13 protein-coding genes are annotated in these 14,234 nt (G+C 41.2%); 6 read left to right on the forward strand and 7 right to left on the reverse strand.

Annotated elements, in window-relative coordinates; all coding sequences use genetic code 11:
• Positions 1 to 4 precede the first annotated feature (4 nt).
• The 3 genes from K1F36_RS00860 to K1F36_RS00870 are packed head-to-tail and all read right to left on the reverse strand — an operon-like array spanning position 5 to position 1,571.
• A complete protein-coding gene (locus K1F36_RS00860; RefSeq protein WP_220112111.1) occupies positions 5 to 625 on the reverse strand; it encodes a YdeI/OmpD-associated family protein in 621 nt (206 codons plus the stop codon).
• Positions 622 to 966, reverse strand: coding sequence for a VOC family protein (locus K1F36_RS00865; RefSeq protein ID WP_220112112.1), 345 nt, complete (start codon positions 964 to 966; stop codon positions 622 to 624). Before K1F36_RS00865 ends, K1F36_RS00860 begins: the two co-directional genes overlap by 4 nt.
• 23 nt (positions 967 to 989) lie before the next feature.
• The gene (locus K1F36_RS00870; protein ID WP_220112113.1) at positions 990 to 1,571 is read right to left on the reverse strand and encodes a YdeI/OmpD-associated family protein; all 582 of its coding nucleotides are present in this window, start codon (positions 1,569 to 1,571) and stop codon (positions 990 to 992) included.
• 126 nt (positions 1,572 to 1,697) lie between these two features.
• On the opposite strand from K1F36_RS00870, the gene K1F36_RS00875 reads away from it, so the two are divergent.
• The 5 genes from K1F36_RS00875 (at position 1,698) to K1F36_RS00895 (ending at position 8,677) form a co-directional block, all read left to right on the forward strand.
• Complete coding sequence (locus K1F36_RS00875) at positions 1,698 to 3,893, forward strand: transferrin receptor-like dimerization domain-containing protein (RefSeq protein WP_220112114.1); 2,196 nt, start codon at positions 1,698 to 1,700, stop codon at positions 3,891 to 3,893.
• A 188-nt stretch (positions 3,894 to 4,081) separates the two neighbouring features.
• Complete coding sequence (locus K1F36_RS00880) at positions 4,082 to 4,666, forward strand: porin family protein (RefSeq protein ID WP_220112115.1); 585 nt, start codon at positions 4,082 to 4,084, stop codon at positions 4,664 to 4,666.
• 266 nt (positions 4,667 to 4,932) lie between these two features.
• The gene (locus K1F36_RS00885; RefSeq protein WP_220112116.1) at positions 4,933 to 6,687 is read left to right on the forward strand and encodes a serine hydrolase; all 1,755 of its coding nucleotides are present in this window, start codon (positions 4,933 to 4,935) and stop codon (positions 6,685 to 6,687) included.
• Positions 6,688 to 6,747: 60 nt separating this feature from the next.
• A complete protein-coding gene (locus tag K1F36_RS00890; protein ID WP_220112117.1) occupies positions 6,748 to 7,635 on the forward strand; it encodes a carbon-nitrogen hydrolase in 888 nt (295 codons plus the stop codon).
• Between the two features lies 1 nt (position 7,636).
• On the forward strand, positions 7,637 to 8,677 hold the full coding sequence (locus tag K1F36_RS00895) for an agmatine deiminase family protein (RefSeq protein ID WP_220112118.1): 1,041 nt from the start codon (positions 7,637 to 7,639) through the stop codon (positions 8,675 to 8,677).
• On the opposite strand, the gene K1F36_RS00900 is transcribed toward K1F36_RS00895, so the two are convergent.
• Together K1F36_RS00900 and K1F36_RS00905 are read right to left on the reverse strand one after the other, a co-directional pair.
• Positions 8,674 to 9,915: a glycosyltransferase gene (locus K1F36_RS00900; RefSeq protein WP_220112119.1), complete on the reverse strand. Its 1,242-nt coding sequence runs from the start codon at positions 9,913 to 9,915 to the stop codon at positions 8,674 to 8,676. The genes K1F36_RS00895 and K1F36_RS00900 overlap by 4 nt on opposite strands.
• Positions 9,916 to 9,977: 62 nt before the next feature.
• Positions 9,978 to 11,489: a DEAD/DEAH box helicase gene (locus tag K1F36_RS00905; RefSeq protein ID WP_220112120.1), complete on the reverse strand. Its 1,512-nt coding sequence runs from the start codon at positions 11,487 to 11,489 to the stop codon at positions 9,978 to 9,980.
• A gap of 240 nt (positions 11,490 to 11,729) precedes the next feature.
• Between K1F36_RS00905 and K1F36_RS00910 the strand changes: the two genes are divergently transcribed.
• A complete protein-coding gene (locus tag K1F36_RS00910) occupies positions 11,730 to 12,593 on the forward strand; it encodes a sigma-70 family RNA polymerase sigma factor (protein ID WP_100818963.1) in 864 nt (287 codons plus the stop codon).
• 416 nt (positions 12,594 to 13,009) lie between these two features.
• On the opposite strand, the gene K1F36_RS00915 is transcribed toward K1F36_RS00910, so the two are convergent.
• Together K1F36_RS00915 and K1F36_RS00920 are read right to left on the reverse strand one after the other, a co-directional pair.
• Positions 13,010 to 13,363, reverse strand: coding sequence for a hypothetical protein (locus K1F36_RS00915; RefSeq protein ID WP_176619987.1), 354 nt, complete (start codon positions 13,361 to 13,363; stop codon positions 13,010 to 13,012).
• Positions 13,364 to 13,375: 12 nt separating this feature from the next.
• Entirely contained in the window at positions 13,376 to 14,155 is a 780-nt protein-coding gene (locus K1F36_RS00920; RefSeq protein ID WP_220112121.1) for a hypothetical protein, read from the reverse strand.
• Positions 14,156 to 14,234 lie beyond the last annotated feature (79 nt).

Raw genomic sequence — 14,234 nt, forward strand, 5'->3', positions numbered from 1 at the left:
CTTTTCAGTCATGAAAACCGAGACCTTTCATTATTTTCGGTATATACTTTTCTACACGGGAGTCACGGGTCTTGGATTGTTTGGCCCCGGAAAAATAGAGCAAATAACCTTTTTGCCTTCCGGGTGTCAATGCTTGGAATGCTTCTTTCAAATCTGCATCGGCATCCAAACGTTCTTGGAATTCTTTCGGCACCTTATAATCCCCAATACTTTTATAGGCTACTTTTTTGCCCTGTTCATCAATTTCCAGTGCTTCAAAAATGTATGTTTTCAACACATCCTCCAATGCAATTATCTCTTCAATATTGGTAAACCGGATTACCCTGCCCGCTTGAGAATTTTTCCCCGGTTTTTTCAAAATTCCATTTTCATCCTTTAAGAGTGCTCCCTTGAAAAAACTAAGGGTTGCATTTTCTTTAAAGGCCGCCATCATTACTATCACATGGCTATTATGGGTGTAACAGGGCACGCTCCATTTTAATTCCTCCGTTAATCCACAGCTCAAAACAAGCTGTCTGAGATATTTGAGTTCCTCTTGCCAAGTATGCACCTTACAATCCGGTGTGCCGACCAGCGAACATCTACCGCATCCTTCCTGCAAATACGAGTCAATTTTGGGATTCATAAGTGTGTCAAAAGATTAATTGTGGCCCCATTGGGGTCTTTTACAAAGAATCGGCGTACGCCCCAACTTTCGTTCCTTAATTCGTAAACTATACCGAATTCATTTTCCTGGGCCTGCTCGTACAATTTATCCACGTTGGGCACCTCAATGGATATAAAGGATTCGTCAACTATGGACTTGTCATCCTTAAAGATATTGATTTGTGCCGTTGGATTTTCTTTGGAGGCAAATGTTATGACCCATCCAATATCCATCACCAATTCCATCCCTAGAAAATCCATATAAAACAATTTGCTTGCTTCTAGGTCATTGGAATGGATGTTGGGAACAATTCTACGCATTGCTATAAGGATTTATTTTAAAACTACTGTTCGTTATACCCTTTACCCTCAAAAATTTTGGGAATGGATTTTTCAATTCTGGCTATTCTGGTCTTGGATTGTTTGGCTTGGGAAATATGGAGCATATACCCGCGTTGTCGACCCGGCGTCAATGCCTTAAATGCTGATTTAAACTCTGTATCCGAATCCATTTTTTTCTGAAGCTCTTCGGGCATATTAAACTCGGAGGTCTTTTTTAGTTTTACTTCCAAACCTGCTTTTTCCACCTCAATAGCTTCATAGATATAAGCCTTTAGAATTTTTTCTTGTTTTATAATTTCTTCAACATCAGTAAACCTAATCTGGCGTGCTGATTGCACATTCTCGGTCTGCTGCACCAAAATATGTTCTGTATCCTTCAACAAGACTCCTTTATGAAAAAGCAAAGCGCAATATTCCTTAAAACCATGCATCAAAAAAATATTGTTGCTATTCAAGGTATAGCAGGGCTTGCCCCATTTAAGCTCTTCGGTCAAACCCGTGTCGAGCGCAATTCTTCGCAATTCCCTGAATGCATTTTGCCATTGGGATGGCTTTTCAAAAAAGAAATCAACTTTTGGGTTCATGATATTTATTTTTGAGGTTTCCTTTCAAAGAAAATGTAAATTCTTTGAAAATTCGATACAGGTTCATCTCTTTTTCTTTCATTTACTTTAATCAAACCCTTAAATTTAGGGAGCTAATTCAAAACAATGAAAAATAAATTACTTCCCCTACTTCTACTTTTAGGAGTAGTCAGTGTCTCTGCCCAGGACAAAATTATTGGGTTCAGTGAAAAAGCTTCGCAGGAACAGGCCAAACTCGAAGCCGAATACGAAAAACAACTTTCCGCCGAAAATTTGGACGAATGGATGAAGCTCATGGCCGCCGAACCCCACTGGGTAGGTACCGAATATGGCGAAAAGAACGTAAAATGGATGGAAAAACAGTTCAAATCTTGGGGCTACAAAACCAAGATAGACACCTACCACGTGCTTTTTCCCTATCCAAAAGTAAGGGTACTGGAATTAACAGGCCCAACCCAATACGCTGCCAAATTGGAGGCCGTTCCTGTTGAGGGCGACCCGTACACCGCCCAAGGTGATAAATTGTTGCCCAGCTACAATGCGTTCTCTACCGATGGCGATGTAGAGGCCAATTTGGTGTTCGTGAACTACGGAATCCCAAGCGACTACGAAGAGCTCGAAAAATTGGGCATCGATGTAAAAGGAAAAATAGTGATTGCGAAGTACCAAGGTTCTTGGCGAGGCATTAAACCAAAATTGGCGGCCGAAAAGGGCGCCATTGGTTGTATTATCTACTCCGACCCTATGGATGATGGCTATTACCAAGGCGATGTATACCCAAAAGGACCGTACAAGAACAAAACCGGTGTGCAGCGTGGTTCCGTAATGGACATGCCGTTATATCCTGGCGATGTGTTGACTCCCGGCTATGCCGCGACTAAGGATGCCAAGCGTTTGGACCGTGAAGATGCACCAACAATCACGAAGATTCCTGTGTTGCCCATTTCCTACGAAGATGCACAGCCGTTGTTGGCCGCTTTGGAAGGCCCTGTTGCACCATCCAACTGGAGAGGTGGATTGCCAATTACCTATCATATTGGCCCTGGACCGGCCAAAGTGCACTTAAAATTGGAGTTTGACTGGCAATTGAAACCGGCCCACAACTTAATCGCCACTTGGGAAGGAAATGAATTCCCTGACGAGTGGGTGATTCGTGGAAACCACCACGATGCTTGGGTACACGGTGCCAGCGACCCCATCAGTGGTATGGTCGCTTTAATGGAAGAGGCCCGCGTGGTGGCCCAATTGGCCAAAGAAGGCAAAAAACCAAAACGTACCTTGGTGTACTGTGCCTGGGATGCCGAAGAACCTGGACTGATCGGGTCCACCGAATGGGTGGAGGAACATATTCCCGAATTGAAAGAAAAGGCCGTGGCCTACATCAATACCGATGGCAACAGCCGCGGTTATTTGGGTGCTGGAGGTTCCCACTCGTTGGAGGCTATGGTAAGCCAAGTGGCAAATGCGGTGACCGACCCACAAAAAGGGGTTTCCGTTGCGGAGCGTCGCAAAGCGGCCAATGTAATGCGTGGAGGCGACAACTCGTTTAAGCTGTCCGCCTTGGGTTCCGGTTCGGACTATACGCCGTTTATCCAACATACCGGTATCGCCTCGTTGAACTTGGGCTACGGTGGTGAAGGTTCTGGTGGTGAATACCACACCATTTACGATACTTACTCCCACTACACCCGTTTTAAAGATCCTGGGTTCCAATACGGTGTTGCCTTGGCAAATACCGCAGGACGTATCTCTTTGCGTTTGGCAAATGCCGAGGTTTTACCGTTTGAACTTACCCAGTGGCACAGTACCATCGAAGGCTATTTGGGCGAGGTGATGAAAACCTTGGAGGATATGCGTGCCGAGGTGGAAAAACACAACAAACTGGTCGCATCAGATGCCTACCAACTGACCATGGACCCCAAAAAACCCGTAGCACCCGCAAAAATGAAGGAAGAAGTGCCCTATTTGGACTTCTCCCCCATCCAAAATGTGGTGGCCGAACTAAAAAAAAGTATCGAGACCTTTTCCAAGGCCGATGTACTTGCTTTGTCCAGCGCCAAAAAGGCGCAACTGAACGAAAAGTTGATGGGCTTGGAGCAGGTATTGCTGCAGGATAAGGGTCTGCCCCGTAGAGATTGGTTCAAGCACCAGATTTATGCCCCTGGATTTTACACAGGGTATGGGGTAAAAACACTTCCAGGCGTGCGCGAGGCCATCGAACAGAAGGAATGGAAAGAAGCACAGGAACAAATTGGGGTATTGGCCACCACCCTAAAAGCTTTTGATGCGCAGGTACAAAAACTGAACAGCATTGTGCAGTAGCTAGATTTTCCCTGAAAAACCTAGACCTGACCCCATTGTGCAAGCTCCTGTTGTATTTATGCCGCATTTCTTGAGTTAAAAATTAGTTGCCTGACCTTTAGCGTCAATAATTTCTTGGTATGAATTAATTCAAAAACAACTCGCATTCTACTTTCGTGATGGATTAGAAACCCCAAAATATTTATATCATGAAAAAGAATTTGATTTTATTAGGTGTCCTGTTTATAGGATTTACCACTTTTGCCCAGAATACGAACAATGTACAACTAGGAGTGCGTGGTGGTGCCAATTTTGCAACCGTGGCCGGTGACGATTTTGACAGCCCCGATTCAAGGACATCCTTTTACTTGGGTCTTTTGGCCGAAGCTCCTTTATCCGACCATGTGTCGTTGCAGCCAGAGGTTTTTTACTCTGCACAAGGTTTTGATATTACCGATGAACCGGATACCCCAGATGCGCAATTTCAGGTAGACTATATACAAGTTCCTGTGCTTTTAAAGTTTTATATAGCAGATGGACTTAACATTCACGGTGGACCACAGTTCGGTTTTAAAGTGAACGAAGAACTTGATTTTAATCCAGGAGAGGATTCTGGTGATTTTGATTCGGATTCCATAAACAGCTTTGATTTTCAGGGAACAGCTGGTGTAGAATATAAATTCCCATCAGGATTCTTTATTCAAGGAAGATATTCTTATGGTTTTTCCGAGATGATCGAGGATGTAGACGTACATAACTCCGTATGGTCCGCAGGTCTTGGATTTATGTTCTAAAAGAACTGTATAAAAAAATTGAAAAAGAAAATGGGAAACTTCATCTATTCGCTTAGATGGAGTTTTTTTTGCTTAAAATGCTTTAATAAATCATTTGTTGGGTAATTTTATTCTTTCAGGTAATTCATCTACAAAACTCAACTGTATTCAAAATAATGCTCAAGAGGTACAGTTTTATAGGGTATGACACTAAGGTGACATCTAAATGTCGTGGCGCTGTCCTGTACGCTCCGATAACTTTGTTCCCGAACTAAAAATCATATATCATGAACAATTCATCAATCGGGGAACGATTAAAATATCAAAGAAAAATTAAAGGTTACTCGCAAGAAGAACTAGCAGACAGAACCAATGTAACCGTCCGAACCATCCAACGAATAGAAAAGGAAGAGGTCTCCCCACATCTAAATACCATCAAACTTTTGGCCATTGCCCTGGATATTGAAGTGGATGAACTTGTTGCTTTGGATGATCCAAAAGAAGAAACCGTAAAAAAGAAATGGTTACTCTTGATGCATGCAACACCTTTGGCCGGGTTGATCTTACCACTATTAAATGTGTTGATTCCACTTTTTTTGTGGATCCACAAGCGGGAAGATAACCCTGTGTACAATGAACATGGCATCAAGGTCATTAATTTTCAAATTACCGTATTGATACTTGCGATTTTGTCTTTTATAAGCTTACTGACTATTGAAAAGTGGGGCTTTTTCATTTTCATTTCAGTGGTACCGATTTGTATTGGAATAATGCTGTTCAACATCGTTTATGTAGTGCAAAAAAATAAATGTTATTATCCGTTCTCCATTCCATTTATCAGATTGAAGAAAAGCAGAACATTTGTTTTGATGGCTTTGATAGGTATGACGCTACTGGGCAGTTGTACTGTTCAAAAGCAAGAAACCATTGAACGTTTGGACGGTTCTGTGATAACCAAGGACTCTGTAACCGCCAAAATCCACCAATTGATGGATGGTGCCAAAATATATGGTATTGCCATATCAGTTTTTAACGATAACCAACCCGTCTATCAAAAAGTTTTTGGTTATAAAGATTATCCAAACCGTATTCCATTGACCGATTCCACCAACATTTATGGGGCCTCCTTTAGCAAAGCGGTATTTGGTGTTTTGGTGATGAAATTGGTGGAGCAGGGTGTTATCGATTTGGATACGCCACTTGAATCTTACTTGCCACAAAAACTATATGAATACGAACCCCAAACAAGTTGGCACGATGATTTTTCTAGCTTAAAGGAAGATTCGCTCTACACCAAAATAACCGCTAGAATGTGTCTGGCCCACACCACAGGTTTTAAAAATTACCGATGGTTCGAAGAGGATTATAAATTACGAACGCATTGGGAACCGGGTACCAAGTTTGGTTATAGTGGTGAAGGCTTCATTTATTTACAAGTAGTACTGGAAAAATTGACCGGCAAAGGTCTGGAGCAGTTGGCCCAGGAAAATATATTTGAGCCTCTGGGCATGAAAAATTCCGCCTACGAGTGGAAAACCAGATTTGACAAGGATTTTGCATTGGGCCACGATGAAAATGCGAAAGCACTTAAAAAGGATAAGGACAATGAACCCCGGGGCGGAGGTACTCTGGAGACGACTGCCGAAGATTACACCAAATTTCTTACCGCTGTGTTCAACCAAGAATTGATCAGTAAGGAATCCTACGAAGAAATTTTCACCCCACATATTCGTATCAGAACAGAAAAACAATTTTATGAGGGTGAAGGCAAAATCACGGATAAATATGACGATATCAACCTAGGCTATGGATTGGGTTGGGGCTATTTTGAAACACCATATGGCAAAGCAGTTTTTAAGGAAGGTCATGGAAGCGGATTTGTACACCATTCCGTTTTATTTCCAGAAACCGGAAAAGGAATAATGATTATGACCAATTTTGAGAACGGGAACAGTATCTTCAAGGAATTACTAGAGGTTATTTTGATGGATACTTACACACCCTGGGAGTGGGAAAATTATATTCCGTACGATAAAAAATGACCCACTTTTATAACATTACAAGTATCTTTACTAGAACATAATAGAATTTTTCAGAAGAGTATGGCAAAAAAAAAGTACATCATATCAGTAATACAATTAAACCTGAACAATACTCCGGAGAACAATTTGGTCAAATGTACCGAGTGGGTAAAAAAGGCAGCGAGTAAAGGAGCTGAGGTCATTTTGTTGCCCGAGCTGTACAGCAGCCATTATTTTTGCCAGAGCGAGGACACGGAGAACTTTGCGTTAGCGGAACCACTTTATGGCACTTCTTTCAAGGCGTTCAGTGCGTTGGCAAAAGAACTCGGTGTGGTCATAATAGTTCCGTTTTTTGAAAAACGAATGGCCGGAGTGTACCATAACAGTGCCTACATAATCGATACGGATGGAACAGAGGCCGGACTATATCGCAAAATGCACATTCCAGACGATCCACATTTCTATGAAAAATTCTATTTCACCCCAGGAGATCTCGGGTTCAAGAACATTCCGACCAAAAAAGGAAATATCGGCACCTTGATCTGTTGGGACCAGTGGTATCCGGAAGCGGCAAGATTAACGGCTTTACAAGGAGCGGAAGTACTCTTCTACCCTACTGCCATTGGTTGGCATCCCCAGGAAAAAGAGGAATTTGGTGAAAAGCAGCACGGTGCTTGGATGAATGTAATGAAAGGACATGCCGTTGCAAATGGGGTCTATGTGGCCGCCGCCAACCGAATCGGGCTTGAAAAATATCTTCCGGACACTAATGGTATCGAATTTTGGGGATCCTCCTTTATTTGTGGCCCCCAAGGAGAGATCTTGGCGCAAGCATCCAATGATCAGGAAGAAATATTAATGGCCGAAGTAGATTTGGATCTTCAGGAAAATGTAAGGCAAAATTGGCCGTTCCTCAGGGACAGGCGTATCGATATGTACGGATCCATTACCAAACGTGCCATCGACTAATATGAAGAAGGAAAATTGGGTATTTCCCGCAGAATGGGAAAAGCAAGAGGGCATTTTGCTTTGTTTCCCACATAATGGTAACGATTGGCCAGGTAAATACGGAGCCATTCAATGGGCCTTTGTGGAATTCATCAAAAAAGTTTCGCAATTTGAAAAGGTGATTCTTGTGGTGTCATCAAAAAAGCTTCAGGATAAAGTGGATGTTATGTTGTGCACGGCACACGTTAACATGGAGAAAGTTTCCTTTATCGTGCACAAGACCAACCGGAGTTGGATGAGGGACTCCGGCCCCATAATCGTCAAAAATGGAAAGAAACGGAAAGCGATCAACTTTAACTTTAATGGTTGGGCAAAATATACCAATTATAAGCTGGATAAACACGTGCCCAAAAAGGTCTCGGATTTTCTAAATATTCCTGTTGAAAAGGCAGTCTATAAAGGCAAGTCCATTGTTTTGGAAGGCGGAGCCATCGATGTGAATGGTAAGGGCACATTGATCACTACCGAAGAATGCCTTTTGGACCCTAAGGTTCAGGTTAGAAACAAAGGCTTTACCAAAGAAGATTATGAGGCCATTTTTAAGGAGTATTTTGGTGTTACCCATACCATATGGTTGAAAGATGGTATCAAAGGTGATGATACGCACGGACACATTGATGATTTAGCTCGATTTGTAAATGAAGAAACTATTGTCACCGTGGTTGAAAATGACCCAAAAGCAGCCAATTATGTTCCGCTACAAGAAAATTTAAAGCGTTTGAAGCAGGCGAGGTTGGAAAATGGAAAATCACCTAGGATTATAAAGCTGCCAATGCCCCATCGCTTGGAATTCGATGGTTTGGAATTACCAGCAAGTTATGCCAATTTCTTGATTTTGAACAAAGCTGTTTTGGTGCCAACCTTTAATGATAGTCGTGATCGTGAAGCTTTGAATATCTTGTCAGAGGTATTCAAGGGTAGAGAAGTAATCCCAATAAATGCCATTGATTTAATATGGGGATTCGGAACTTTACACTGTCTAAGTCAGCAAATACCAGTTTAGGTACAACCTTTATTCTTTGCCTCAATCCATTTCGCCATGTACTTAGTGCTCATCATGGTTTGATGTTGCAGCAACTTTCCAATGAAATTTTGTTCACGGTGAGTTTCCAACACGCTGCGTATTTGGTTTACACGCTCTTCCAGTAGGTCTTGTAAAAATGCTCTGCTATAAATAGTTTGAAGAAGTTCAAGCCCTTGCTCTTGAGCTGTCTCCCACAAATCTTTGCTTTGGTGAAGTTTCACGGAAATTTGGGCGAACGCTTTCCAGTTATTTGTGATTGCGCCGTTCCAGGGAAGGTCTTTGTGCATACCTTCCGCTCCTACCGTGGTAGTTACGCTGGGTGTTCCTGTTCGCATGGCATCTATTAGTTTCCCCTTTATGCCGGCTCCAAACTGCAAGGGTGCCAACAGTACTTTTGCGCTATTGAGTACGATATCCACATTTTCGGTCCATCCTTTCACATAAAACCCTGATTTAGGATGGTGCATTTGACTTACTTGTTGTGGTAAGTATGCACCATAAATGTGAATTTCAGCATCAGGTAATTCTTTTCGTATGCTAGGCCATATCTCTTGCTTTAGAACTTTAATGGCATCGACATTTGGTGCATGCTTGCCGTTACCAATGCTTATGAAGCCTTTTCTATCATCAAAAGGGATAAACTTTTCTTTGGATATGGTCGAAACATCAACCATAAAAGGTAAATGCATGAGCAACTCCGATGGAATATGAAGTTCTTTTTGTAAAATTTCCATTTCATAAGTGGAAATTATTAAGCTAAGGTCACAACGATAGATACTGGCTGTTTCCCGTAAGGTCATTGGGTGGTTTTTCCAATCATCGGTCACAAAGGGTCTTTGTTTTCTATAAGCTTCTTCCCTAGCCTTTCGTAAGGCATGTAGATCTTCTGTATTCAGGATGCGTAACGCTTTTGGGGCAAATTCAGCGACTCGCCATCCAAATTGCTCTTCAACCATAAAGCGGTCAAAAATGACAATGTTGGGCAAAAGTTTTTTAATAAAATCATCAAAACTGGAATGGTTGAGTTGAATGGTGACTTCGGTGACTCCGATTTTTTCTAAATCCAGACTATACTCTGTTCTGCTTGCCGTGCTCGCAAAGGTGATGTTGTAACCAAATCTTAAAAATGCTCCCAACAATTGTTGCATACGACAGCCGGCAGCAGTAGTGGTCGGCTCTGGCCATACAGACCCAATGACAAGGAGTTTTTTTGACATACTAAATTACAGGTACATGGGTAAAGGGTAAAAGTACTAAGTGAGAATCCAATAATCTAGATTTACATTTTGGCCGCAAACATTTTGGAAATACTCGAACGCAATTTACGTTCATAATCCTCCTCCAGCCACTCTTTGTAGTTTTTTGTGTTGTTCATGATGCAGTAGGAATACTGCTTTACTCGGTACTGGATTTCATCTTTGAGCTCTTTGGCCAAAATTCGGGCATCGAATACATCCTCACTGTTTTCCACGCATATTTGGGCGTGCTGCTCAATACTTTTTTCAAGGACCAATTTTGATTTTTTGCCCTGCGCGAAAATCTTTTTATATTCTTCTTTTACATCAAAGGTGATGTTGTTCGAGTTACTGAATTTGGCACGAAGCTCATCTGGCATCTCATAAACAAAATCACGCTCGATTTCCTCATCATTTTTAATGTTCTCCAAATAAAAGTCAGGAAAAAGAAAAATTTCCTGCCAATCCACCGGTGCATCCCAAGGGCCAAAACGTGCAATATTGTTACCCATATCGATTACGTTGAACTCATTCTTGTTCGGAAGAACCCTAGAACCTCTACCGATCATTTGGAAATACAGGGTAAGTGACCTTGTGGCCCTGTTCAAAATAATGCTCTCAACCGTAGGTTCATCAAAACCTGTGGTAAGAATACTCACAGATGTCAGGATAGCATCCGGTGTTTCTGCAAACCACTCGAGGATATCCTTTCGCTCCGTGGCCGTGTTTTTATTGTCCAAGTGCCTAACGTTATAGCCTGCCTTTTTAAAGGTCTCGTAAACGTATAGGGAAGTGTTGATCCCGTTGTTAAAAATCAATGTTTTTGTACCCTTGGCTATTTCTTCGTATGCTGTGAGCAGTTTGCCGAGCATACTGTGGGCACTGTAGAATTCATCGGAAGATTTTACGGTATAGTCCCCATTGATGCCCAGTTTTAGGGTACGTAGGCTGACATCGTAATTGTAAAGATTGGCCTTGGCCAAGAAATTTTTATCGATCAACGATTGTATGGACTCCCCAATGATCAAATGCTTGTAATTGTCCTTCATCGGGAGTTTAATGTTGGAACTCAACGGGGTTGCCGTTACGCCCAAAATGGTGGACTTATCAAAATATTTAAAGAGTTTCCTAAAGGAATTGTAGTGGGCTTCATCGATAATGACCAAGCCAATATTGTTGATTTTGACTTTTTCTTCCTGTAAACGGTTGTTCAAGGTTTCCACCATGGCAACAAAGCACATATAATCGTCTTGATCATAAAGCTCTTTAACTTCACTGTTGATGACTTTGTTGGCTACTCCAAATCCCTTGAGCATTTTGGAAGTTTGTTTGCTAAGTTCTATCCGGTGTGTGAGTACCATTACCTTTTTTCCGGTCTGCTCAATAAACCTGCGGGTGATTTCAGAAAACACCACTGTTTTTCCGCCTCCGGTTGGTAGTTGGTACAAAATGTTGGTACCCTCCGGAAGCTCGTCCAGTTGGGTGAAAATTTTGTTCAGGTCTTCTTCCTGATAACCGTATAATGTTTTCTTCTTGACTTTTTTGTTTACCTCCAAAGGGAATGCGTTATGGATTGTTAAATAAAAAACCCTACAAAATTAGGGGTTTTTTGCGCTTGAGACCAATCCTTCTTGGCTTTTCTATCAAAATTGTATTAACAATTAAAATATCACTCCTTTTTTTGTGAATAGCTTATCTGCTCATAACATTTTGATAACAATAACATTTAGGACTTGGAAAAATGCATATTATAATGTATAATGATAGTTTATAACACTAGTAAACCAGATACAAGAATGAGGCAGCTAAAAATCATCAAACAGGTCACGAACCGGGAATCCAAATCACTTGACAAATACTTGCAGGATATCAGTAAAATCGATTTGATCACCGCGCAGGAAGAAGTTGAGCTAGCACAGAAGATCAGGGCCGGAGACCAAGCTGCTTTGGAAAAATTGACCAATGCAAACCTAAGGTTTGTGGTATCCGTTGCAAAACAGTACCAGAACCAAGGGTTGAAGCTCCCAGATTTGATCAATGAAGGAAATGTTGGATTGGTAAAAGCAGCCAAGCGTTTTGATGAAACCCGTGGGTTTAAATTTATTTCCTATGCTGTTTGGTGGATTCGCCAGTCCATTCTGCAAGCTTTGGCGGAGCAGTCCCGTGTGGTACGTTTGCCATTGAACAAAATTGGGTCAATAAATAAAATAAAAAAGACATTTTCCTATCTAGAGCAAGCCCATGAGCGTCCGCCGTCCCCAGAGGAGATTGCCAAAGAATTGGACATGACGGTTTCCGAGGTAAAGCAGTCATTAAAAAATACAGGTAGACATGTATCTATGGATGCGCCATTAAAGGAAGGTGAAACTTCCAATCTATACGATGTTCTTAATGCCGGGGACTCTCCAAAACCTGACAAAGGGCTGATGCATCAGTCTCTGAACACAGAAATAAACAGGGCTTTGGATACATTATCGCCAAGAGAAGCCGATGTGGTACGCCTGTATTACGGTATAGGTGACCAACCATCCATGACCTTGGAGGAAATTGGAAGCACTTTCGATTTGACCAGGGAACGTGTACGTCAGATTCGGGAGAAGGCAATCAGAAAATTAAGACATACATCAAAAAGTAAAATTTTGAAGTCCTATCTTGGATAAGTCAAGACAGTCAATAAATAGAAAAGGGGACGTTTTTTTACAACATCCCCTTTTCCATGATATACACTTAAACATCATTGCTTGCTCAAAAGACTAATATCAAAGTCGGTGAGCATGTCTTTCAAATCTTGAATAAAATTCAAGTAAGCGGCGTTTTCTTTGTTAGGGTTTTTCATGGTAACAAGTTTTGGGTTGTTGGCTAACTATAGGTAATCAAGTTCGGCAAGTTCGTTTACCGTCAAAATTTCGTTTAGTTCTTGTAAAAAGGCTAAGTACTCTTCTCCGTAGGTATCGTATAACATGGTAATCTTTGGTTTTGGTTCGGGGGTTTTTTAGGTATAACGCAGTTTCATACATAACATTATGTTACTTTCACAAATTGTGGTGAACATATCAAATTATGGAGTGAAATATTTTTATTTCATATTTAAAATGTCGAGTTCAACTTCAAAATCAAGTTCGTTGTCTATTTTGCTCGGCCTAATATTGAACTCGTCATAAATAAAACAAAGGTTCATGGGCAATCTTCGTCGTTCCGCATCGGACAACACGCCCAATTTTGACTGCAGTTCGTTTTTAACGGCAAAAGCCTTGTTACTGATTTTCGGATTGTGATGGGATTCCAATTCAGAAAGGAAGGGAATCTCTTTCCTATCCCCTACCTTCAACATTTCATCCAATAACATTAATTGGCACTCCAAGTCTTCCGTATGCTGGAACAACGGATAAAATATGCTTTGGAGGTATTCGGGCAGTTGGTTGTTTTCCATCTTGACTGTGTATTAGATTGCGCGGAATATTTCCATTTCAAAATCTATTTGCTCTTGAATGCGTGGATATTCCTGGAGAAATTGATCGTACAAAAAGTCAAGGTGCTTTTTATCCCTATCCGTTTTGCACAACCTTGAAATTTGTTGGGTCACTTCCAAAAGCCCTGATGTCTTCATCATACGCAACGAAGGCATTATTTTTTGACAGGAAAGCTCGAGCTCTGTATAATTTTCGTTTATTAGATTGACTTTGGCACTTCCGACAAACTCAAAAATGTTTTGTTTGAACATGCGCACCAACTCTTCCAACAGTTCAATTTGCCCCATGCAATCCTCCAAAACAGGTTGGAGATCAATCTTTTGGGAAGAAAAACCAGCTTGAAGGCTCTTCTCAATAAATTCAAAATCGGTAGACATACGTTCTGTGTTTTTATTCTGATCCTGAGGCTTCTCTTGTATGTTCTGTATCCTTTTTTTAATCTCTTCCACAATACTTTTTTGTGGTTCAGAAAGATTTGTATCCTCCAAAGACTTTAAAAGCATCAAAATTTCACTATCATTTGGGGCAGTAAACGATTTGCTATCAGGGCCTTGGATGCCTACATTTTTGTATAGGTCTTCGAGCTGCTTCATTTCGGAAATCCCAAAAACTTTGCTTTCAAGTCCAAACTTGAACATTTCAAAAGTCTTTTTAAGTTCTCCAGCCTCAACTACTCCCAATTCTTCATAAGAAAAAGAACTCAAACCTATTTCAAGCTTTTCCAGATACGTTAACAATTCGCGTGTTCCCAATTTTTTGCGTTAATGGTTATTAATCACATTAAAAATGTCGATTAAACTGAGGGATTACAATTTATTGTTCCGTAGCATT

Origin of the sequence: Flagellimonas abyssi, assembly GCF_019457905.1 — a bacterium.
GTDB classification, from domain to species: domain Bacteria; phylum Bacteroidota; class Bacteroidia; order Flavobacteriales; family Flavobacteriaceae; genus Flagellimonas; species Flagellimonas abyssi.